Annotated in this window: 13 protein-coding genes; 11 read left to right on the top strand and 2 right to left on the bottom strand. The window is 34.6% G+C overall.

The genetic code is table 11. The annotated features are described in order from the left end of the window. Nucleotides 1-243: 243 nt before the first annotated feature. On the bottom strand, nucleotides 244-1,122 hold the full coding sequence (locus OM075_RS12690) for an AraC family transcriptional regulator (RefSeq protein WP_301190895.1): 879 nt from the start codon (nucleotides 1,120-1,122) through the stop codon (nucleotides 244-246). A gap of 115 nt (nucleotides 1,123-1,237) precedes the next feature. Between OM075_RS12690 and OM075_RS12685 the strand changes: the two genes are divergently transcribed. From OM075_RS12685 to OM075_RS12675, 3 genes are all read left to right on the top strand, one after another. Further along, on the top strand, nucleotides 1,238-2,632 hold the full coding sequence (locus tag OM075_RS12685; RefSeq protein ID WP_301190894.1) for a sugar porter family MFS transporter: 1,395 nt from the start codon (nucleotides 1,238-1,240) through the stop codon (nucleotides 2,630-2,632). 176 nt (nucleotides 2,633-2,808) lie between these two features. After that, a complete protein-coding gene (locus OM075_RS12680) occupies nucleotides 2,809-6,129 on the top strand; it encodes a DUF5107 domain-containing protein (protein ID WP_301190893.1) in 3,321 nt (1,106 codons plus the stop codon). Nucleotides 6,130-6,577: 448 nt separating this feature from the next. Continuing rightward, entirely contained in the window at nucleotides 6,578-7,156 is a 579-nt protein-coding gene (locus OM075_RS12675; RefSeq protein WP_301190892.1) for a hypothetical protein, read from the top strand. Between the two features lie 758 nt (nucleotides 7,157-7,914). On the opposite strand, the gene OM075_RS12670 is transcribed toward OM075_RS12675, so the two are convergent. Next, entirely contained in the window at nucleotides 7,915-8,403 is a 489-nt protein-coding gene (locus OM075_RS12670) for a hypothetical protein (RefSeq protein WP_301190891.1), read from the bottom strand. Nucleotides 8,404-8,773: 370 nt separating this feature from the next. Between OM075_RS12670 and OM075_RS12665 the strand changes: the two genes are divergently transcribed. From OM075_RS12665 to OM075_RS12630, 8 genes are all read left to right on the top strand, one after another. Beyond that, nucleotides 8,774-9,361, top strand: a complete 588-nt coding sequence (locus tag OM075_RS12665) for an RNA polymerase sigma factor (protein WP_301190890.1) — start codon at nucleotides 8,774-8,776, stop codon at nucleotides 9,359-9,361. A 180-nt stretch (nucleotides 9,362-9,541) separates the two neighbouring features. Beyond that, entirely contained in the window at nucleotides 9,542-10,585 is a 1,044-nt protein-coding gene (locus tag OM075_RS12660) for a FecR family protein (RefSeq protein WP_301190889.1), read from the top strand. A 137-nt stretch (nucleotides 10,586-10,722) separates the two neighbouring features. Further along, nucleotides 10,723-14,145 (top strand): TonB-dependent receptor, encoded by a 3,423-nt coding sequence (locus OM075_RS12655; protein WP_301190888.1) that lies wholly within the window; start codon nucleotides 10,723-10,725, stop codon nucleotides 14,143-14,145. Nucleotides 14,146-14,156: 11 nt separating this feature from the next. Continuing rightward, on the top strand, nucleotides 14,157-15,767 hold the full coding sequence (locus tag OM075_RS12650) for a RagB/SusD family nutrient uptake outer membrane protein (protein WP_301190887.1): 1,611 nt from the start codon (nucleotides 14,157-14,159) through the stop codon (nucleotides 15,765-15,767). A gap of 597 nt (nucleotides 15,768-16,364) precedes the next feature. After that, the gene (locus OM075_RS12645; protein WP_301190886.1) at nucleotides 16,365-19,772 is read left to right on the top strand and encodes a glycosyl hydrolase; all 3,408 of its coding nucleotides are present in this window, start codon (nucleotides 16,365-16,367) and stop codon (nucleotides 19,770-19,772) included. A 208-nt stretch (nucleotides 19,773-19,980) separates the two neighbouring features. Beyond that, nucleotides 19,981-22,332: a glycoside hydrolase family 3 C-terminal domain-containing protein gene (locus OM075_RS12640; protein ID WP_301190885.1), complete on the top strand. Its 2,352-nt coding sequence runs from the start codon at nucleotides 19,981-19,983 to the stop codon at nucleotides 22,330-22,332. Further along, nucleotides 22,322-23,680, top strand: a complete 1,359-nt coding sequence (locus OM075_RS12635) for a neutral/alkaline non-lysosomal ceramidase N-terminal domain-containing protein (RefSeq protein WP_301190884.1) — start codon at nucleotides 22,322-22,324, stop codon at nucleotides 23,678-23,680. Before OM075_RS12640 ends, OM075_RS12635 begins: the two co-directional genes overlap by 11 nt. Nucleotides 23,681-23,705: 25 nt before the next feature. Beyond that, entirely contained in the window at nucleotides 23,706-25,379 is a 1,674-nt protein-coding gene (locus tag OM075_RS12630; RefSeq protein ID WP_301190883.1) for a carboxylesterase/lipase family protein, read from the top strand. Nucleotides 25,380-25,385: the final 6 nt, after the last annotated feature.

The following is a 25,385-nucleotide window of genomic DNA, read 5'->3' as shown; positions in this document are numbered from 1 at the left end:
TAGCATCGCGCTATGTCATTTTATTTTAGACTTCTGTCCGTTTTTACAATTAAATGATTAGAAAATATTAAAGGACAGTCGCATAAATTCACCCAATAGTACAGCTCATGTCTTTACGTGAAGTAATGTATATTTATGATCACACCTGGTTAGAACTCGAAGTGTGAGAGGGGAGGTGATTATAGATATACTATTTATTTGGGATAATTTGGCTCGTAACTCCAAGCTCTATGCCCTTTGACATTACCCTTTCAAATTATTTCTATAATCTTTAGGAGACAGATTCATTACTTTTTTAAAGATTCTGGAGAAATAATATGGATCATCATAACCAATGCGAATAGCTATTTCTTTAATGTTTAGGTGTGTATGGTCTAATAATCTGCAGGCACTTTGAATTTTTAGCTGGATTAAATAATTTAAAGGAGAACGTCCTGTTTTTTGCTTAAACAACATCGAATAATGAGCAATAGATAGTTTGGATTGTTCAGCTAAGTCCTCCAGCGTAAGCTTTTCTTCAATGTGTTTTCTCATATAATGAATCGAGCGCTCAATTAAGTCCTTTTCATGAGGTTTTCTTACCTGACGAAACTGACTTAAATACCTGAATGAAGCCAAAAAATGCGATAAACATATATTGGCATAACTAATATTCTCTTTGCTATAACCCATCTCCAAATTTTGTATGATCTCTTCAAAGAGCTCCAAACGTTCATCTATTCGTGATATATCAGAAGGAGTAATACTTTGTGCCTCAGTTGTTGTTTCCAGATAATGAGATGCATTTTCACCACTAAAATGGATCCAATAAATACTCCATGGGTCTTTTCTCGAGCTTCCGTAAGAATGTGGAATATTAGGAGGAATAATAAAGTATTGATTTGCCTTAACTATAATCCTGGTATTTCCTATTAAAATCCATCCTTCACCATCTGTACAATACATTAATATATGTTGTTTACATCCTTCTGGTCTTTTTCTCAGATGATCTTTAGCTTTTGGATAAAAACCTATATCTGTAATATACAAGCTCCTACTTATTGGATCTTCCTGTATTTCGTCAATTATTAATTCCGGAATAATTACAGTCCGTTCATCCTGAAATCCATCAGATTTAATCATAATTTGCTTTTTGTGCTAAAATAATAAGATAGTCCATTAAAACCAAATATACATCCATTTTGAGATTTAAGGGAAATAAAGATATTTGTTACATATAATTAAAGAATATTTTAAAATGCAAAAAGTAATATTTAACACACGTTATATTCTATCGATTTCTTTGGTCTCCGCGTTAGGGGGATTATTATTTGGATATGATTGGGTAGTAATTGGTGGTGCAAAGCCATTTTATGAGCAGTTTTTTAATATAGCTAATCAACCTGCAATGCAAGGGTGGGCTATGAGTAGTGCCTTAATAGGTTGTTTGTTGGGAGCAGCTATTTCAGGTATGCTTAGTGATAAATGCGGGCGAAAGAAATTACTAATTTTTGCTGCATTCATGTTTACCTTATCTGCAATTGGTACAGGAATAGTTAATGATTTTACTGCTTTTATCATATATCGTTTAATTGGTGGTGTAGGTATTGGTTTGGCTTCTACTTTATCTCCAATGTATATTGCTGAAATTGCACCGGCTTCTATGCGTGGTCGTTTTGTTTCTTTAAACCAGTTAACTATTGTATTAGGTATTTTGGCTGCACAATTAGCAAACTGGCAAATTGCTGAGCCAATTCCCGCTCATTTTACAGAAGTTGATATTTTAAATTCGTGGAACGGACAAATGGGGTGGCGTTATATGTTCTGGGCTGAAACCATTCCTGCAGGAATATTCTTTGTATTAATGTTTCTTGTGCCAGAAAGTCCAAGATGGTTGGCTAAATCAGGAAATGAATCAAAAGTAGAGTCCATTCTTAAAAAGATTGGTGGAACAGAGTATGCTGTACAAGAGTACAATAATATACATCAATCCTTAGCCAGTGAAACCGGTAAGGTAAATTTCAAAGAATTATTCGAACCAGGTATTAAAAAGGTACTTTTAATTGGAATTGTATTAGCCACTTTCCAACAATGGTGTGGTATTAACGTAATATTTAATTATGCAGAGGAGATTTTTAAAGCTGCAGGATATGGTGTATCAGATATTCTATTCAATATTGTAATCACTGGAATCATTAATGTAGTATTTACTTTCGTAGCTATTTACACCGTAGATAAGTTAGGTAGAAGGGCTTTAATGATTATTGGTTCTGCAGGATTGGCACTAATCTATATTTTAGTGGGACTTACATACTTCTTTCAAATTACAGGAATTGCATTGTTGATCTTAATATTATTGGCAATTGCTACTTATGCCATGTCGCTGGCACCTATTGTATGGGTGGTTATTTCAGAAATATTCCCTAACAGAATCAGGGGAGCTGCTATGGCTATTTCAACAATTGCTTTATGGACCGCCAGTTTCCTTCTGACTTATTCATTTCCATTGCTAAATAGTGCATTGGGTGCAGCTGGAACTTTCTGGTTATATGGATTGATTTGTTTGGGCGGTTTTGTATTTATCTACAAAAAATTACCAGAAACTAAAGGGAAATCTTTAGAAGAAATAGAAAAAGAAATAATTAAGGAATAATGATGACAGAATCATTCTACACATGGTAACATGTGTAGAATCGATTGTAGCATTTATACTACTGCGGATAGCAGGTAAAGTGATTGAATTATTGGACAATAAATAAAATATAGGCGTCTTCATTTAAGATGCTAATATGGGAAAGTTACATCAAAAAAGTATTAAATTTTTATAATATGGAAGCTAAGGCAAGGCTCGAAAAGTTGGTACTTCCAACCTATGAACTGGGTAAATCAGAAATTAATCCGGTGTTTTTTGAAAAGAGAGTTTATCAGGGGTCATCGGGTAAAGTATATCCTGTTCCTTTTATTGATAAAGTTTATGATCATAAGGTAGATAAGGAATATCAGGCAGCTGTGCTTGAAAATGACTTTGTAAAATTAGTCATGTTACCTGAAATTGGCGGTAGAATTTTCGAGGCTCAGGATAAGGCTAATAATGATTATAATTTCTTTTACCAGCAAAAGGTAATTAAGCCAGCATTGGTAGGTTTAGCTGGTCCATGGATTAGTGGAGGAGTTGAGTTTAACTGGCCGCAACACCACCGTCCGGGAACTTATTTGCCAACTGATGTATATATCGAGGAGGAAGCTGATGGAGCAAAAACCATCTGGATGTCGGAATATGATCCTATGTATCGTTTAAAAGGGATGCATGGAATCCGTATTCGTCCTGATAGTGCTTTAATCGAGTTACGTGGTCGTTTGTTTAACCGTACCCCATTAACACAAACATTTTTATGGTGGGCAAACGTGGCTGTTGAAGTACATAAAGATTACCAAAGTTTCTTTCCACCTGATGTGCATTATGTGGCAGACCATGCGGTACGTGCGCAGAGTAGTTTCCCATATGCCGAAAATGATTATTATGGTATTCCATATCATGAGCGTCCGGGCAAAAACGATTTACGTAACTACAATAATATACCTGTTCCAACCAGTTACATGGTTTGTGATACAAAATATGATTTCTTTGGTGGATATGATTTCAAAGAGCAAGGAGGTTTTATTCATGTGGCTAACCGTCATATTGCTCCGGGTAAAAAACAATGGACATGGGGTAGCGAAGACTTTGGACGCGCATGGGATCGTGAGTTAACTGATGAAGGAGGACCATACTTTGAGTTAATGGCTGGTGTTTATACTGATAACCAACCAGATTTTACATACTTACTTCCTTACGAAACTAAAACGTTCTCTCAGTTCTGGTGGAGTTTTAAAAAGCTTGGACCTGTTCAAAATGCAAATAAGGATTTAGCCATCCGTTTAGAAATTCAGCAAGGAAATAAATTGGATTTAGGTGTGGCTTCTAGTCGTAAATTTGAAAATTTGAAGTTTATTCTCCTAATCGGAAACGAAAAGACTGTATTCGAGAATAAAACAGTTACTCCGGATGAGCCATGGCAGGATCAAACCATTCAGATTGAGGCAGGACAGGAGCATTCCGTTTCTTTAATTGTATTAAATGAGCAAGGTAAAGAGCTTATTGCGTACCATCATCGTGAGGTGCCTAAAGAGCGTAATCGTAAGGTAGCTTTTGAGCCTAAACAGCCAGAGGAAATTGAAAGTGCTAACGAACTTGAATTAATAGGAGAACACCTTGAGTTATACCGTCATCCAACTCGTTATCCTGAGCCATACTGGAAAGAGGCCATTAAAAAAGATCCTAAGAGCTACAAATCATATATTGCTCTTGGACGTGTAGAACTTAAAAATGGTAAGTTTGCTGAAGCAGAGGCTAACTTTAAAACCGCGATTGATATTCAAACCACTTATCATCCAAATCCTGCATCAGGAGAGGCATTGTATTTCTGTGGTTTAGCATGTTCATTACAGGGAAGAAAAGATGAAGCCTATAAAATGTTCTATAAATCTACATGGAACTACGAGTGGCGAGGTGCTGCTTATTATCAATTAGCTGCGTTAGACTGTATTAAAGCAGATTACGAGACCGCTCTTGAGCATATTGAAGCATCATTAGATACAAATCGTCAGAATAACAAGGCATATATTCTAAAAGCTCTTGCGCTGAAGCATCTGGGTAATAAAGAAGCTGCACAAAGTGTATTTACAGAACTGTTTAAAACAGATTCTCTCGATCAGTGGGCTAAATTTGAGTTAGCAAACTTAACTGGCAATTACGAAGATTTTCTTCAGTCATCAAGAAATGATGCACAGACTGTAATCGATATTGCATTTGATTATGCTGAAGCTGGTTTTTATCAGGAAGCCATTGATGTGATAGAATTACATCATAAAAATGAAATTCCTGCTTGTGCAGTGCCAAATCCAATGGCAAAATCAATCATGACAGAGTTTACTTTAGCTTGGTTGTATCACCTTAAAGGCGATGCTACTGTAGCAAAAGAAATTCTTGAAAAAACAAAGTCTGCATCATACGATTATGCATTCCCATCACGTACTTTTGAACAGATTGTAATGGAATGGGCTTTACAGGTGGACGCAGAAAATGGTATTGCTGCCTATGGTTTAGGTAACTATTACTTCAATTTAAAGCGTCATGAAGATGCTATTGAGGCATGGCAAAAAGCAGCTGATGCTAATAGTGACTATGGTACTTTATATCGTAACCTGGGAATTGCTTACTGGAATACCTATGAGGATGGAGATAAAGCGAGAGCTTCATTCCTTAAAGCAATAGAATTGGCACCTAATGATATGCGTATTCGTTATGAGTTTGATCAATTACGTAAGAAGCTTAACGACGATCCTAAAACTCGTTTAGAGGATTTGTTAGCTATTAAGGATCAGATTACAACGCGTGATGATTTTTCAGTTGAATTGGCAGCATTGTACAACTTTGCCGGAGATTATACGAGTGCTTTAGACTTGTTGGAGAATAGAAACTTCCATCCATGGGAAGGTGGAGAAGGACAGGTGTTAAGACAATATACCTATGCTTGCTTAAAATTAGGACAAGCTGCCCTTCAAAATGGTGATGCTGCAAATGCCCTGGAGTATTTTACTAAATCTATGGATACGCCTGATAATTTAGGTGAAAAATACCATCCATTGCAAGCAGTAGCACATATTAATTACTGGAAAGGCATGGCACTTAAAGCACTAGGTAAAACAGATGAAGCAAAAGCTTATTTTGAAGCCAGTACCAACGAAGAAGGTGACTTTATCGATATGGCTGTAAGTGCTTATTCAGAATTATCATATTACAAGGCCTTATCATTAAAAGAACTAGGTAAAGAAAGTGAAGCAAATGAGTTATTACAAAACATTAAAGCATTTGCAGAAGCTAAATTACAAGAAAGTGTAAGAATAGATTATTTTGCAACATCATTACCTTTATTATTAGTTTTTGAAGATGATATTCAGAAACGTAATACGATAGATGCTAAGTTTTTGATTGCTTTAGCTGAAGAAGGACTTGGAAATGCAACTGCGGCACTATCACTTGCAGATGAAATACTTGCTTTAAATTCGATGCATGTTGGAGCAGCAGATATGAAAGAAGAGCTAAAATAGCAGTATAGTTGTGTTATAGAAACAAACATTAAAATAATAGTAAACGATCCGGTTCTTATGACCGGATCGTTTTTTTTTATGTCAATATGGATGATTTATTGCATTTCAAATTTAAAGGTTCAGATTATTATCTCGATAGGAATTGATACTGCTAACCTTTGAGGAGTGAACAATTAAAAGTATTTAGAATTTATGAGACTTGACGTTTGTATCTAAAACCAAGCCAGACAGAATGCTAAGCTATTGTATAACTTCTTCTGAAAAACAACAACTAAAAATGCATAAACAGCTATTAAAACTAATCTATACAATAAGCGTGATTGCATAATAATATTATATTTGCGCATTTTTAATTAACGTTTTGGTTTGATGATAAATTTGCCTTTTAAAACTGGCCATGTTTTATTACCTATATCAGTATAACCCAAAATAAAAATCATTCCATTTAATGATGAATAAATTTATTATAGTTGTGTGTTGTTGTATTCTGGTTCATTCAACAGATTGTTTTTCAGATACAGTAAATAAAAATAAAGTTTCAACCAGAGCAAAACATGTTTATGGTCGCTCAAGTGATTTTAGCAATTTTTTATACTTAGGTATCTCCTTTATAAAAGATATAAATCCAACTGATACCGCTTATTATATAAAATTTAAACTTTATGCACCAGATTCAGAGTTTCGTGATGATATATGTTTTAATAAAGCTAAATCTATTTCATTTTTAGCAAAGAATGGCAACATTGTAGATCTTAAAATGAAAGGTATTAATACATTTATTGAATCTTCCGAACAGGTAGAAGATTCATTCAAACCCAGTAAAATAAATAACTACTCCACTTCTCTAACTTTAAAAATAGCCAAAGAAAAACTGCTTGAATTAGGCTCTCAACCTTTTTATCAACTAATGTTGCCATATTATAATAAAACATCAAAAGTCAATAATGAATTAGTATTTATACGGCCTACAGTATTCACCCGAAGGATATTTATTCAAAAGAAGATTAAAGATATACTTGAAAATTAATGCAGAAACAATACTGTAGTCTGGTTTTTTGAATCAATAATTTAATGCATTAACCAAGTGTATCCAATGACAGGGGGTTAATTAGCGTTATAATATCACACTATGACTTCTGGATTATAGTCTCTGAATTTTATTTTAAAGCCTTGAATATATGTCTTATATGTATGATCTATATAGGTTGAAAGTGAAGTTGTAATAGGAACCAGATAGCATCAACCAAATAATTAAAATTTGTACTATTCATTAATTAGTCAGCACTGAGCCAATTACTATACAAACATTCTGTTTTCTGCAAGCTAATCATCACTTTATCGTGCCAGGATCGCAAATCTATGGTGTAGAAATTGTGTACAGGTTGCGTTGCGGTTGCGACCATTTGCGAAGCAGTTGCGTAGCTGTCTAGTCTCCTTTGCGATGCAGTTGCGATAAATTTGCGATAAAATGGCCTAATTTTGCGATAAACTTGCGAAGCCGTGCCTATAAAAGTCTATATTGCAATATTTTCCTACCAAATCTGGATTTCGAGGAATATTAGTCATTTTTAAACCTTATAAGCACATAATAGAATATTTTAAAACTATTTGTACTTCATATTCAGTTATCAATAAGAGTAAAAAGTAATGATAAAGTTACAATATTTTTTAAATGCCTGTCTATATAAACTTTAGATAAAAGAAAAAAGGAAGAATGGTAGATTGGAGAAAAGAGATTAACCGATAGGAATAAGATATAGGCAAATTAGGAAAATAAAAGCCTATTTATCTTTTGTCTCCAAATTTTATATGTCTCTTATTCAGTTCAATTATTAGTTTATTATTCTGTATGATTTGAAGTTGTTCTCCATCCTTTTTAATTTGAGCAATAAAAGTAGGCGTAATATGATCCAAATCAGGTTTTGAATGGTTTTTCATACAATTATTTAAGTACAAACCGATTGTTGCATCTGTTACTGATTTTCCAAGTATTGGAGATATATCCACGTCAAACGGATAAAGATCGTATTTATGAGTATCTGCGTACTTATAATATCCCAATGATCCATTTTGAAATACCATGTCTTCCTTGTTGTTGGTATAAACTTTATCATATACCAGATTTGTATAGGAGCCGTTTTTATCAAATATAAAAAGGGTAGAAGAAGACTTATCATCAATGGTCCATGTTCCTCTAATTTCTTTTTGTTCAGGATTGCAGGTCGAATGCATCAATGAAAGGAAAAATATTGTGAAAAACGCTATTGGTTTCATAATAACACCTTGTTTTTATAGATAAGTTAATACATTTATAAAAAAAGTCAACAGTAAGAAAACTGCATGTTCTATTGTATTCTATTTATAATAATTTGAGAAATTGGTTAAACAGCGATCAGGAGAATCGTTGATGTAATCTGTAAGATCTGGCTTTCTTCAGGGAAAAACACAATAACCAGCACTATTTGTAAAACGATAATTCTTTTTTTTAATTAAGGTGGCTGATAGTATCACTTTGCTGGATAATCATTTAAATCATTTAATGTTAAATTATATTAAATCTAAATATATTAATTTATATATGAGATTAATATTTTTTTTATCTTCATAAACGCAAAATCCAAAACACACATCTTTTCAATAGTTAATGATTAAGAAGGAATACAATTCGGACTACGATATGGCTGAAGGTCTCCAGAAAGGAGAGATGGATGCTTTTAACGCGATCTTTAAGAAATACAGCTCTCGTTTGTATGGTTTTACAATTAAGCATTTAAAATCAGAAGTTGAAACTGAAGGTCTGGTACAAAATGTATTTTTAAAAGTGTGGGAGAACCGAAAAAATGTCAAAAAAGAACATTCACTGAAATCCTATTTGTTCACTATTGCTTATCACGAGATGGTTCACGTATTTAAAAAGAAGAAGATCTTTTTTGATATTAGCGCAGAAAGTGCCGTTTCTATACGTTCAGACTATGAATTAGAAAAGCAGATCGAGTATAAATTCGTTCTTGAAGAAGTGGATAAATTAATAGATTTACTTCCGGATAAACAAAAACAGGTTTTTATTAAGAGTAGAAAAGAAGGAAAAAGTACTAAAGAAATTGCAGAAGAACTTAATATATCCCCAGGTACAGTGGATAACAATATTTCTGCCGCATTAAAATTTATCCGCAAACATATCTCATCTTCGAATCCCGCTTTTTTTCTATTTTTTATACTTTTTTTTATTTAGTGTAATGTGCACTAAAACAGACTAATAGAAATTAAATAAAACTTTTTTTTAAAAAAAACTTAAGATTTTTTCGTGAGATTTTTTCGTGGAAATGCTATTACTTATAAAAGAACCTTAATAAATGTTAACAAACGAAATAAAATGTTATTCATTCTATTTCTTAAGAATTAAAAAAAGCAGATGATTAAGCAAGATGAAATACAATTACTAAAACGATTCTTTGGAGGTAGTGCGAATATTGAAGAAGAAAAAAGTGTTTATAATCTTTTCTACGAGCATGCAGAAGATAAAGATTTTAAACATTATGTGCAGGATGAGCTAAAAAAATACTTTGAAAGTCATAAAGCTGATGAATACAATACAGACCATATTTTTTATAAAGTAAATTATCTAATCAGTCAACAAGAAACAGAAAAGAAAAAACAACTGGTAAAACAAATATACCAATGGTATGCAAAAGTTGCTGCAATTTTAATTCTACCTATACTCGTAGGGGGTTATTTATGGTTTAACACAAAAAACGTTACAAACAGCAATTTTGCAATGCAAGTTTCTGAAAATATAATTACCGTACCAATGGGTGCAAGAGTAAATTTTACACTTCCTGATGGTACCTATGGATGGTTAAACAGCGGATCTTCTTTATCTTATTCTTTACCATTTAACGATAACAGAAAAATTAATTTGAAAGGAGAAGGATGGTTTAATGTAGCACACGATACCATTCATCCCTTCGAAATTGAAGCAGGAAAATCAAAAGTGGAAGTTTTAGGAACAGTATTTAATTTATATGCCTATCCGGAAGAAGACTTTATAGAACTGGCTTTAGAAGAAGGTAAAGTAAAATTTACGCCAACAGAGAATTCAACTAAAGGCTTTGAAATTAAACCAAATGAAAAGCTGTTACTCGAAGATGGAAAAATTAAAATAAGTGAAACCGAAGCCTATAAATTTGGAGCATGGAGAGAAGGTAACCTGGTATTCAGGGGTGATGCAATGGTTGATGTGGCCAAAAGGATAGAACGTTGGTATAATGTTGATGTTCAGATTATGGATGATGAGTTAAAGAAACACTCTATTCGGGGAACCTTTCAGGATGATTCATTGGAAGAAGTGTTACGATTCCTGAGTTTAATTTCACCATTGGATTATAAAATAATAGACAAAAAAATATTGAATGACAATACAATAACTAAGAAAAAAGTACTCATATACAAAAAGTAAAACCCAACAATCAAATTATTTAGAAAAATCTACAATGAAACAAACAGGAGGACCATAAAAGAAAAAAAAGGAAATCGCGCCAACGATTTCCTCAAAAAATCCCTTATGAAATTTTTATAAAGCTAAATCACAAATTTATGAAAAAATCCAGATTTCTTTCTGAATGTTTTTCTTTTAGTTTAACAAGAACATTCAAAATTATGCGAATTACCCTATTTTTAATTCTCATATCAGCGTTTGAAATGTACGCTACAGATTCCTATTCTCAAAAAACTATTCTCTCGTTGAATGTACAAGAGAAAAGTTTAGAAGAGGCATTAGATGAAATAGAACAAGCATCAGAATTCTATTTTTTATACAGCGAAAAGTTAGTGGATACCAAACGTGTGGTTTCAATTAATGTAAAAGAAGCTAAGATTGAAAAAATTTTAGATGATCTTTTCTCAGATACTGAAATTAAGTATCAAATAATTGACAGAAAAATTCTTTTAGCACCTGAATTTGACGCAGAACAAGAAATTCAACAGGAAACAAAGTCTATTGAAGGAACTGTTAAAGATGTATCAGGAGCTCCACTACCCGGTGTAACCATCGTAGTTTTAGGTACTACCAATGGTATCATTACAGATTTAGACGGTAAATATAAATTAGATAACGTTAAACCTACTGACGTACTTGAGTTTAGTTTCATTGGTATGGATAAACAAGATATTCCGGTTGAAAATAGAACCAGAATAGACGTGGTTATGAAAGAATCTACCATTGGATTAGAGGAAGTTGTAGCTGTAGGTTATGGTGTTCAGAAAAAGAGTGATTTAACAGGTTCTATTGCATCTGTTAATGTGGACGAACTGAAAAACAGATCTACCAGCGATGTTGGTAAAACCATGCAAGGTAAAGTTGCCGGTGTACAAATTCTAAGTTTATCAGGAGCACCAGGTACAAGTCCTACATTCAGGGTTAGAGGTTATTCTAATAACGGTACTTCTGATCCATTATACATTGTTGATGGATTAAAAGTAGATGACATTGGTTATCTTGATCCTAACAACGTAGAATCAGTTGAAGTATTAAAAGATGCTGCTTCTGCTGCAATTTACGGTGCTGAAGCTGGTAATGGTGTAGTATTAATTACAACAAGATCAGGTAAAGCTGCTGCAAGTAGATTCTTTTATAATGGAATGTATTCAAATCAGTCTCAAACCAACAAAATGAAAATGATGAATGCATCTCAGTTTAAAGAATACTGGATGCAGGCAGGACAACCTGAATCAGCTTTTCAAAATGGAGATACAGATTGGAATGATGTAATTTTTGAAAACGGTATGCGTCAAAGTCATTCGATTGGTTTTGAGGGTGGTACAGAACAGGCTTCCTATTATGCATCAATTACTTATAACTCTGATAACGGAATGGTTATAGGTGATGAAGATACAAATGAAAGATTAGCAGCACAGGTAAATGCCAGTTATAAAGTAAATGATTGGTTAAAAGTTGGAACTACAAACTCTTTAGAAAGAGGAAAAGTAGTAAGTGTATCATCAAATGATGCCACCGCTTCAGGTAGTGTTATCGGAGGTGCTTATTTCTACGATCCAACTGTTCCTGAATATTATACTAATGATTCACAAGCTCCTGATGGTCTGAATCTATTAGGTGCAGAAGCTGATGGATTTAATATTCTTAGAAATAGTGATGGACAAATTTATGGAGCTTCGTTATTGCAACAATCTACTTTATGGAATCCTCGAGGTATGATTGAAAACTTTAAAAACGAGACCTGGAGATCAAATATCAATGGAACTATGTATGCAGAATTAACACCTCTTGAAGGATTAATCTTTACTTCAAGAATTGGTTATCGTTTCGGAAACTTACATATTTCAAATTACTCTGATGGTTGGTATTGGAATCCAAACCAATTTGTTAAAAACGGAGCTTTATCTGCTGAATTAAGTCATAATGTATACGTGCAATGGGAAAACTTTGCCAACTACATGTTCTCCTTAGGCGATCATGACTTTACTGCAATGGCAGGTATGAAATATTCTAATAATAACAATACCTTTATTAGTGCTGAAACAACAAGTTTAGCTAATGATGCAGAAAACTATCGTTATTTAGATTATTCTTCAGTTGATGCTACTGATAATGTGGGAGGTAATAATATTAATGCCCGCAGTTTATCATATTTTGGCCGTTTAGGTTGGAGTTACCAAAGTAAATATATGCTTATGGCCAGCTTCCGTGCTGATGCATTTGATGCTTCTAAATTGTCAAAAGAAAATCGTTGGGGATATTTCCCTGCAGTATCCGGTGGATGGGTTATTTCAAATGAAGAATTCTTCCAAAACTTAGGTATCGAAAAATTATTATCCTACTTTAAACTTAGAGCTTCATGGGGTATTAACGGTAATGTAGATGTATTAAGAGACTATCCTTATACTTCTTCGTTAATACTTGGTAATGGTTATTATAATTTTAATAATCAGTTATTAACAGGAGCAGCACCTTCTAATCAGTTACCAAATAATGAATTAACATGGGAAGAATCAGAACAAACCAACTTTGGTTTCGATGCTCGTTTCTTTAATAGTCATTTAAGCTTTAGTTTAGATTACTACAGAAAAGTTACCAATGGTTTATTAGCAACCGGACCAGCTCCTGTTATTTCAGGTACAAGTACTGTTGTTCAGAATATTGGTGAAATTGAAAACAGTGGTGTAGAAATGGAATTAAGCTACAAGGGATCAATAGGAAAACTTAAATACCAATTAAGCGGAAACCTGGCAACATTACATAATGAAGTATTAGAAAGTCCTTATGGTGAAGGAAGATTTGCCGGAGGTGGTGGTTTCTTAACAGATGCAACCTATTTTGAAAAAGGATATCCTATTTGGTACCTAAGAACATATCAGGTGGATCATATTGATGAAACAACAGGTCAGCCAATTTATAAAACAGGTGAAGAATTGGGTTCTGATGATGGTAAAGATTATGCAGGATCTGCAATTCCTGATTTTACTTACGGAGCTACAATTAGTGCAGAGTTTAAAAATATTGATTTAAGAATATTTGGTGCTGGTCAGCATGGCAGTGAACTATTCTTCGGAGTTGTAAGACCTGACCTTCCAATCATGAACTTACCAGAATTTGTTTATAAAGATCATTGGACTGCATCGAATACACAGGCTTCAAAACCTTCATCACAAGTATATCAGTCTTTCCCAAGTGCAGCAAATTATGCATCATCAGATCATTGGGTGTTTAATTCATCATACTTTAAAATTAAAGAAATTCAGTTGGGATACACTTTACCATCGTCACTTACAAAAAAACTTAGAGTTTCTTCTTTAAGAGTTTATACTTCATTAGAAAACTTCTTTGTATTTACAGATTATCCAGGTATCGATCCTGAATCTATGAGTGGAACTCAAAATGGTGACACCGTAACAATTCCTGGAGGACCAACACTTTCATTAGGTGGAGGAATGGGAGTTGACAGAGTTCAGTACCCAGCAATGAAACAAGTTGTGTTTGGAATTAATTTATCATTTTAATGAATTAAATTATGGAGACATCAATTATGAAAAGAATTAAATTAATTATATCAATAATCATATCCGGTATTATAATAATTTCTTGTAATGAGGATTTACTGGATGTTGAACAACATGGTGCTCTGCTTCCGGACAATTATTATGCAAATGCATCAGATGAACAAGCAGATCAGCTAATCGCAGAAGTTTATTCGCAAGTATTTACAGGCCTGTTTTGGAATGGTACTTTAAACAGTATGTCAGATAATGGTATACGTACAGGTGGCGTATTTTCAAATGTAAATATCACATCTCAGAATCATGATATGAATGGTTATTTTACAACTTTATTTAGAGTTAACTATCTGTGCAATATGATTATAGAAAATTTACCTGCAGATTCAAACAGTAAAAATCAGGTAATCGGCGAAGCGTATTTTTGGCGTGCTTATGCATATTTTAATTTAATCAGAATGTATGGAACACCACCATTAGTTGATCATGTTTTAGGAGCTGCTGATTTACAGCCTGCTAATGGAAATCCTGCTGAACTATGGAATTATGTTGAAACCAGTTTAGATGAAGCTTTAAAGCTGTTACCAGAAAAAGCTGGTTTAGGTCAACAGAAAGCTATTGGAGGAAGAGTTACAAAGCATGCAGTTTATGCATTATTAGGTAAAGCTCAACTTACTCAAGGTAATTATTCAGGAGCAATCACTTCGTTGGAGCAGGTAATTAATTCAGGTAAATATCAGTTGGTTAATGATTTTCGTGAATTATATCATACTACATCTGACTTTTGTGATGAGTACATCTGGGAATTTAACGTAGATGATGAAGATCAAGCCAATTTTGAAAGAGAAGGTGATAACAGAGCTGTTAACCTTACCTGGAGATCGGAGAATGTTACAGTTCCTGGTGGATTAACTGCTCAAGGTTATGGTATGGCTGATTTTAATAAAGCTTTTTATGACTTTATGGTGGCCAGAGGTGAAAAAGGAAAACCTCGTTACTTAGGTACTATCTGGGATTATGAAGATATTTTAAATCGATTTGTTGAATTAGGTTTAGCCAGCGATACAGAAGATGCCAAAGGTGAATTTTGGAACTCAGTTCCAGCCATGTCTGACTGTCAGGGATATTTTAGAAGTAAAATGTTACCATGGGCTGAAGAAATTTATGATTTCTATGATGTAAATGTGATTCATAGTAAAATTAACTGGCCGGGAATGAGATATGCCGAAGTATTATTACTTTATGCAGAAGCTTGTGTACAATCGGGAACAAAAACAGATTTAGGTCTTGCAGCAATTAATGAAATCAGATTCAGAGCAGGATTAGATAATTTACCATCTTATACATTAGCTGAACTGAAAGATGAAAAACGAGCAGAAATGGCTTATGAAGGTGAACGTTTCTATGATTTAGTACGTTGGGGAGATGCCTCTTCGGCTCTTGCAACAAGAGGATTTACAATGTATAATTTTTATGGATATGTTGAAGGAACTACTAATTATAATGTAACAGAAATGCCTGTTCAGGATGCAGTAGGATTCCAATCAGGAAGAGATGAACTTTTCCCATTCCCATATAATGAAAGATTATTAAATCCTAATCTTAATCAAAACAACGGATGGAATTAATCTAATATAATATAAAGCGGTAACCACAATAAAAGTGGTTGCCGCACTTAACAAAACACGATAAAACTTATTGATAATACAGAATAGCAACCCTAATGGATATGATCTAATCCTAAATATATTTTATACTGTGAAGTTTTTATATTTATTCTTGCCATTCTAAGTGTATTAAAACAGGTGTAAACAATAACTGGCTTTGTAATATATACATGTAAACCAGATCTATATTTAAGAATTTTTGTTTTCCTGTTTTTGAAATTTTGATAATGTATTTAGATACATTAATTGCAAATGTTTTATCATAACAAACAATCAATTATAGCTTGTTTAATTTTATTAAAGACTTAATAGATAGTTTTTTGAATACTGTCAAGCTAATGTTCGAATATTTAAACGAAATGAACTACAGTTAAAAGTTTTGTCATTATCCATATAGCTAAGATGCCTGAATTTTTAACTGCATTTTCATTGAATAAATAAAGAATGAATTAAAAGATGAAACGAACATGTAAATTTTAATCTTAAGAATTACTCACATGGTAATGATTGAAATTTCTTGAGAGTTCCATGTGATCATTTGATATAAAATATAAACACATGAAAAGAAATTGGATAGAATTTTATAAAAGTAATACAGGAGTACTAAAAACTTTCCTTATTATTTGTACTGTTCTTATAGTATCATGCCAAAGCAAGGTACAAGAACAACATATAGATCTGAAAACAGATTTTATTACACCTCCGGATGATGCTAAACCTCGTGTTTGGTGGCACTGGATGAATGGAAACGTATCTAAAGAAGGTATTAAAGCAGACCTGGAGTGGATGCACAGAGTAGGTATAGGAGGCTTTCAGAATTTTGACGCAGGTTTAAATTGTCCTCAATTAGTCGAAAACAGACTAATTTATATGACTCCGGAATGGAAAGATGCTTTTTCATTTACCACAAAATTAGCAGATTCATTGCATTTGGAAATGGCTATAGCAGGATCTCCGGGATGGAGTGAAAGTGGCGGCCCATGGGTAAAACCAGAGGAAGCCATGAAAAAATATGTTTGGAGTCAGATGCAGGTTGAAGGAGGGAAGACTTTTAGTGGTAAACTTCCTGAACCGCCATCAGTATCCGGTCCTTTCCAAAATGTGGCAATTACACCCGGTTTTATGAGTCATGGAGCTGATGATACGCCATCTTATTATGCAGATGCTGCAGTTATTGCTTATCAATTACCTCAATCGTATCAATCTTTAATGTCCTTAAAACCTGAGGTTACTTCAAGTGGTGGTCAATTTAATCTAAAAGAACTTACGGATGGAGATTTGATGAAATCTAACTTTTTGCCTGCTGCTAAAGTCGGTGAAAAATCATGGATCCAATATAAATTCGATAATCCGATAGAAGTACAGGCTTTAACAATTGTAGGGGGTGGCGCTAGTAGTATGTTTGGTCCGCCAAGCGAAACTCGGGCTCTGGAAATGAGTAATGATGGTAAAACCTTTCAAAAAATTTTAGATATCCCGGCTAGTTCATTGGCAGAATTAACACTTTCATTTGAACCAGTAAGTGCAAAATATTATCGTTTTACATGGACTCAACTTCCAGATAGAGGACCACAAGGAATACCCGGGTTACCAATGATGGGTAGAGGACCAAGTGGGCCTAAAGGGACTCATGTAGCTGAGTTGGTTTTGGCAACAACAGGTAAAGTACATCGTTTCGAAGATAAGGCTGCGTTTCAGGCTGCTACTGATTTATATGATGTATTTACCAAAGAAGTGAAACCAGAAACTGTTGTAAATAAAGGTACTGTGGTTGATTTAACTGCAAATATGCAGGCCGATGGTTCGTTACAATGGGATGTTCCTGATGGAAACTGGATGATTGTTCGTTTAGGATACTCATTAACAGGACATAATAATGGACCTGCATCACCTGAAGCAACAGGTTTAGAAGTGGATAAATTAAGTGCAAAACATGTTAAAGCATATTTTACCAATTATTTAGATCAGTATAAAGATGCTTCTAATGGTCTAATGGGTGAGCACGGTCTTCAATATGTAATCACTGACAGTTGGGAAGCTGGTACTCAAAACTGGACCGACAATATGATTACAGAATTTAAAAACCGAAGAGGCTATGATATGATCCCCTGGTTTCCGGTGTTAACAGGACAAATTGTGGAAAGTGCTGAAGCCAGTGATCAATTTTTATGGGATTTCCGTAAAACATTGGCTGATTTGGTTACTGAGAATCACTATGATCAACTAACCACTTTACTTAAGGAAAGAAATATGGCCCGATATTCCGAATCGCATGAAGCACGCAGAGCTTTTATTGGAGATGGAATGGAGGCTAAAAAGACAGCTGCAGTCCCTATGGGAGCAGGTTGGACTCCTGGCGGTTTTGGTGGAAATGAAGGTGAGGTAGCTTCTTTTTATCAGGCAGATATTCGTGAGTCAGCATCTGTTTCGCATTTATACGGACAGAAATATGTAGCTGCAGAATCGTTAACAGCCATGGGCTCTGATTGGGCCTGGTCTCCTGATACTTTAAAACAAATTGCAGATCAGTTAATGTCATGCGGTTTAAACAGGTTTGTGATTCATACTTCTGTACACCAACCTTTGATGGATAAAGTTCCAGGAGTAAGCCTTGGACCATTCGGACAATGGTTTACACGTAATGAAACATGGGCAGAACAGGCTGTAGCCTGGACCAATTATTTATCACGTAGTTGTTATATGTTGCAACAAGGTAAATTTGTAGCTGATATTGCCTACTATTATGGAGAAGATAACAATATCACTACGCTGTTTAGTAAATTAAGAGGTAAGAGCCTTCCAGCTATTCCTGATGGATACAATTACGACTTTATTAATGCAGATGCTTTGGTAAATCTTCTTTATACAGAGGATGGATTAATTAAAACACCAACAGGAATGAAATATCGCATTCTGGCTTTAGATCCAAATAGTCAGTATATGACATTAGCTGTGCTTAATAAAATTAAGTCATTGGTTGAAGCAGGAGCTATTGTTGTTGGTCCTAAGCCAATTATTACACCAAGTCTTGCTGATGAAACAGAAGCCTTTAATACAATCGTAAATCAACTATGGGCTGATGAATCGGGCGTTAATATGGTTGGTGAAGGAAAAGTCTATCCAAAATTAGAATTAGAATCAGTTTTAACTTCAGAAGGAATTATTCCTGACTTTAAATATTCAAAACCATTGCAGGATACCAAAATGTTTTATGTGCACCGTAAGGTGGGAGATGCTGATATTTATTGGGTAAACAATCGCAATAAAAGAGTGGAAGCATTTGATGCTACTTTCCGGGTATCAGGAAAAGAGCCGGAAATATGGCATCCTGAAACTGGTAGAATTGAAAAAGCATCTTACGTAATTTCTGATGATATCACTAAAGTTCAGTTACAAATGGAACCAGAAGATGCCTATTTTGTGGTATTTCAAAATAATACAAGCACAGATAAATATACAATTCCGGAAAAGAACGAAGAGGATTTAGCAGTAATTAATGGTCCTTGGAGTATTCACTTCCAGGAAGATAGAGGAGCGCCTTCTCAAGTTGAATTTGAGGCATTAACTCCTTGGAATGAAAATGATAATTCCGGAATAAAATACTTTTCAGGAACAGCCAACTATAATAAAACAATCAATGTGTCCAACGATTGGATTAAAGATGGAGCATCAGTATATCTGAATCTTGGAGAGGTTAAAAATCTGGCTGAAGTATTTGTCAATGGAAAATCAATGGGTATAGTCTGGAAAAAACCTTATAAGGTTGATATTTCAGAGGCTCTTAAAGTTGGAGAAAATACTTTGGAGGTTCAGGTTACCAATTTATGGGTAAACCGATTAATTGGAGATCAGCAACCAAATGTGGAAGAGAAAATCACATTCGTTACAAATCCTTTTTATAAAGCAGATTCTCCATTAAAACGTTCCGGATTAATGGGACCTGTAACGCTAACATCCATTAAATAAAACAATAAAGATGAAGTATTAAGGTATAAGATTTATAGTAAACATCATTTAGCTTTTTTCCCGACCACTATTTCTCTTGATAATTAATACTTCATCTTATTATTAAAATATATGCTTTTAAACTAGATATGAAAAGGTATTTCTTAAACAGGGAGATGATTATTATGACTAGTTCTTTGTGACCATTAAAAGACAAAATATAAAAAACATGAAAAATCTATTTAAAATTCTGATCTTACTAATGAATGTCTTTCTAATTCATTCATTAAATGCTCAAAAGTTATCATCGGATAATATCGATGAAATATTAAAAGCAATGACTCTTGAAGAAAAAGCTAAGTTATTAGTGGGTACTCCCAACCATTTATTTGGAGGTGGAGAATCAACAGTTGGTCATACCGAAGAATTAGTTCCAGGAGCTGCAGGAACAACACAAAATATTGAAAGACTTGGTATAACCAGTACCGTTCTTTCCGACGGACCAGCTGGATTACGTATTAGTCCAACCCGACCTGGAGATGATGATACTTACTATTGTACCGGATTCCCTGTCGGCACTTGTCTTTCATCATCGTGGAATACTGAATTGGTATACGAAGTAGGTAAAACTATCGGAAATGAGGTTTTAGAATATGGTGCAGATGTTTTATTAGCTCCAGGAATGAATATTCATAGAAATCCACTTTGCGGAAGAAACTTTGAATATTATTCAGAAGATCCTTTATTAACAGGTAAAATTGCTGAAGCTTATGTTAATGGCGTACAGTCAAATGGAGTTGGTACTTCAGTAAAGCATTATGTGGCTAATAATCAGGAAACCAATAGAACTGGGAATGACTCTCAGGTATCACAAAGAGCGCTTCGTGAAATTTATTTAAAAGGATTTGAAATTGCCATAAAGGAATCTAAGCCTTGGACAGTTATGTCATCGTACAATAAATTAAATGGAGATTTTACCCAGGAAAGTCATGGCCTATTAACTACCGTTTTACGTGAAGAATGGGGTTTTGATGGGATTGTTATGACAGACTGGACACGACCACGAAACATAGTAGCTCAGATTAAGGCGGGTAACGATTTAATGGAACCAGGAATGCAAGTTCAGGCAGAAGAGATTGTCGCCAAAGTAAATAGTGGCGAGTTAACAATGGAAGATGTTGACAAATGTGTAAAACGTATGTTGGAATTTGTTGTTAAAACACCTCGTTTTAAAGGATACAAGTATAGTAATAAACCAAACTTAAAAGAAAATGCTAAAGTAACCCGTCAATCGGCTACAGAAGGTATGGTGTTACTTAAAAACATCAATAAAACTCTTCCTTTAGCAGAACAAACTAAAAACATTGCATTATTTGGAGTTACATCTTATGATTTTATTGCCGGAGGTACAGGATCCGGAGATGTGAACAAAGCATATGTAGTTGATTTAATGGAAGGTTTAGGAAATGTAGGTTATACCGTTCAGGAAGATTTAAAGGCTTTATACGAGAAATACAAGGCTTACGAAAGAGCCAAAATAGCCAGTGAAACAGAAGCCAGAAGCTGGTTTTTAGGTAAACCTGTATTAAAAGAAATGCCTGTTGCAAGATTATTTATTCAAAAACAGGCAGAGGAATCTGATGTAGCCGTGATTACCATAGGAAGAAATTCTGGTGAAGGTGGTGATAGAAAAATTCCTAATGACTACGGTATTACAACCGAAGAACGTAAATTATTAAATGATGTATGTGATGTATTTCATTCAAAAGGTAAGAAAGTAGTAGTTATTTTAAATATTGGTGGTGTTCTGGAAACGGCTTCATGGAAAAACCTTCCGGATGCAATTTTATTAACATGGCAACCTGGTCAGGAAGGCGGTAACTCTGTTGCTGATGTTTTAAAAGGAACGGTTAATCCATCTGGTAAATTACCAATGACTTTTCCAATTGCAGTTATGGATCATCCATCTACCAATAATTTCCCTTATGACTATACTCCAAAACCATACAACAGTTTCTTTGGTAATAGTCCTGAAGGTAAAGATGTTGATTATACCGTTTATGAGGAAGATATTTATGTTGGGTATCGTTATTTCTCAACTGTAAATAAGCCTATTTCGTATCCATTTGGTTTTGGTTTAAGTTATACAGACTTTGAGTATGGAAAACCAAAAATATCAGCTAAAGGCAGTGAATTTACAGCTACTATTTCAGTGAAAAACATTGGACAAAAAGCAGGAAAACAAGTTGTTGAGTTATATGTAACTGCTCCTGATGGAAAACTTGAAAAACCAGCCAAAGAATTAAAAGCTTTTGCAAAAACAAAAGAACTGGCTCCAGGCGAAAGTCAAATACTTACGCTTAAATTCAGTGCTTATGATTTGGCCTCTTATGATGAAGCTATCCATTCATGGGTTACTGATGGCGGTAAGTACACAGCTAAATTCGGAACTTCAGTGGAAGATATTTTTTCAAAAGTATTATTTAATGTATCAAAAGCTTCCTATGAAGTAAATGATGTATTAAAACCAGAAGTAGATATTAATCGACTTTCATTAAAACAATATAGCCATGACAAATAAAAAGATATTTCTAACACTGCTTGTTGGGATAATAAGCTTATTGGCACTTCCAATAAATGCGCAATCAATTCAACAAATAAAAGTAGGCGCTGCAAAAGTAGATATTACACCAGATGAAAATGCTTTGCCTAAAGGTTATGACAGTATTCGTGATGGATTGTTTTGCAGAGCCATTGTAATTGATAATGGTGTAACTGAAGCTGCATTAGTTGCTGTAGATCAGGGAATGGTAAATAATGACCTGTACAATAATATCACCAAAAAAATTGAGGAAGAAACTGGTATTCCTGCGTTAAACGTGTTTATTTCACCATCTCATACACACAGTGCTCCCTGGGGCGCTGAAGCGTCAGTAGAAAAAGGTGTTATAGATGTGGTAAAAGCTGCTAAAAGCAATATTCAGCCAGCAACCATTAGTTACAAAACAGGTTTAGCCTATTTAAATATCAACAGAGATGTAATTGATCCTGAAACCAGACTTTGGAAACAAGGACCTAATCATGCAGGACCATCTGATAAAACGGTTGCTGTTTTAACATTCAGAGATGCAAGCGGAACACCTATTGCTGTTTACTACAATTATGCCATGCATGCCAACATGATGTTTATGAGTGGTACTATTAGTGCAGACTTTCCTGGTGAAGCATCAAAATATATTGAAGATTATTTAGGTAATGATGTTGTTGCATTATTTTCAAGCGGTGCTGCAGGCGATCAAAATCCTATTACTACGCAACCAATGGAGCAGGTAGGTCATAAAAAAGTGGAAGCCCTTATAGAAAGTGGTAAAGCAAAAGATTTGGCTGAAGCAATCATGATGGCAGGATTTTTAGGCAATGGCGAAGTTCAGGTTGATCAGGCAGCTTTGGATCGCCAATCTCAAATGATTAGTTCGCTAGGACAGATATTAGGTGAAGAAGTGATCAGAGTTACCGGATTACCACAAAGAACAGATTCAGTAATAGCAATACAAGGCTCTAAAGAAATCATCACTTGTCCTGGAAGAAAGCGTACAAATACAGGTAGGGAAGGTGCTCCGGGAACTTATGTTGATGGTGATCCTGTAAATATTAAACTGAGTCTTTTAAGATTAGGAGATGTTGCTATAGCCGGTGTAAATGCCGAGGTATATAATATCATTGCACAAAGATTTAAAGAGGAATCACCTTTAACAAATGTGATTTTCTCATCAATAACAAATGGTTCTTCTAATTCAGGATATATCCCTGATGATGCAGCATTTCAGCGTTATACTTTTCAGGTTTTAAGTTCACGATTAAAACCTAATCACGCAGAAAGAGGCATTATTGACGGACTTGTTCATCTAATAGAAGAATCGGAACAATAATTCGGATTTAAAGAATTTCAATATTATGGCAAATTTATCAAGACGAAAATTTCTTTCAAGAGTATCAATGACTGCTGCAGCATCGGTACTACTTCCAACAGTAGGTTATTCTGCATCTAAACTATTTACTCAACATACAAATCCAGGTTCTTTTGTAATTGCACCAACAGCACACGGAAAAATAAAAGGATTAAGAGTTGATGGTGTAAACTGCTTTAAAGGAGTCGCCTACGGAGGTACCGTATCCGGAGATCGTCGTTTTAGGAGACCAGCACCAATTGAAGCATGGACAGGTGTAAAAGATGCTTTGGAGTTGGGTGCTCCAACAATGCAACCTCCAAGAAGAGGCGAGCCTGCTCCCGCAGAGGATTGCTTGTTCCTGAATGTATGGACTCCGGCCAATGATCATAAAAAACGTCCGGTAATGGTTTATACACACGGAGGTGGCTATGTAAATGGTTCCGGAGGTGCAGCCGGACAGGATGGTGCTAACCTTGCAAGAAATTTTGATGTGGTAGTTGTTGAAACCAACCACCGTCTTGGTTTATTAGGATTCTTATATTTGGATGAAATAGCAGGAGAGGATTATACCGGCTCTGGAAATATGGGAGTTTTGGATATTACTGCTGCCTTAAAGTGGGTACACGAAAATATTGCTGAATTTGGAGGAGACCCTGATAATGTGATGATTTTTGGTGAGTCTGGTGGAGGAGGTAAAACGTCCTGTTTATATGCTATGCCAGAAACGGCCCCTTACTTTAATAAAGCCTCCATCGAAAGTGGTCCCGGTGTTCGGATGTTAACCAAAGATTTAGCTGCTGAAACCACAGAACGTGTTTTAAAAGAACTTAATATTACCAAACAAAACTGGCGTAAGTTGCTTGATGTAACACCAAATCAATTACTTGAAATCCAAAATAAATTCACATTTATACCTCCATTCCAGGAAAACATTAATATGCCTGAAATGATTGGATTTGGACCAGTTGTTGACGGTGTGACCTTACCAAATCATCCTTTTGATCCAACAGCTCCTGATATTTCAAAAGATAAACCTTTGATTACAGGTTGGAATGAAGATGAATATGCCTTCTTTATCATGACAAGGGGTGAAGGTGATTTAACTAAGATTTCCTTTGATGATTTACCGGCTAAATTAGAGCCGGAGTTTGGTAAGGATACGGCCACAATTATTGAAACCTACAGAAGATCCATGCCGGATGCTTCTGCTCCGCAAATATTAATGGCTGTAAAATCTATTACTTTAATGGGCTTGGGATCTGTTGAAATTGCAGAAAAGAAAGCAAATCAAAAAGGAGCGCCTGTTTACCTGTATAATTTTGGTTATAAATCGGACATGAAAATCCCAGGCACAGATTATCCTATGGGAACGCCTCATGCTATGGATATTTCTTTTAAATTCAACAACGAAGTGCCTCCTAAGGAAGGAGATAAACCTTTCTGGAGTTTAGCAGGAAATAATCCGGATAAATATATCGCATCGCACAAAATGGCGGAATTATGGACAAATTTTGCTAAAACAGGTGTTCCTTCAGCTAAGGAGGTACCTGAATGGCCTGCATATAATTTCAAAACACGTCCTACAATGCGTATTGATACTAAATGTGAAGTAATTAATGACAGATTTAGTAAGGAACTCGATATGTGGCGATCAATAAATAAACTAAAAACCCTTTAAAAATAT

Source organism: Plebeiibacterium sediminum (assembly GCF_026013605.1).
Lineage (GTDB): Bacteria > Bacteroidota > Bacteroidia > Bacteroidales > Marinilabiliaceae > Saccharicrinis > Saccharicrinis sediminus.
Note: the sequence above shows the minus strand (reverse complement) of the source record. Positions and strands in the feature narration are given on the sequence as shown.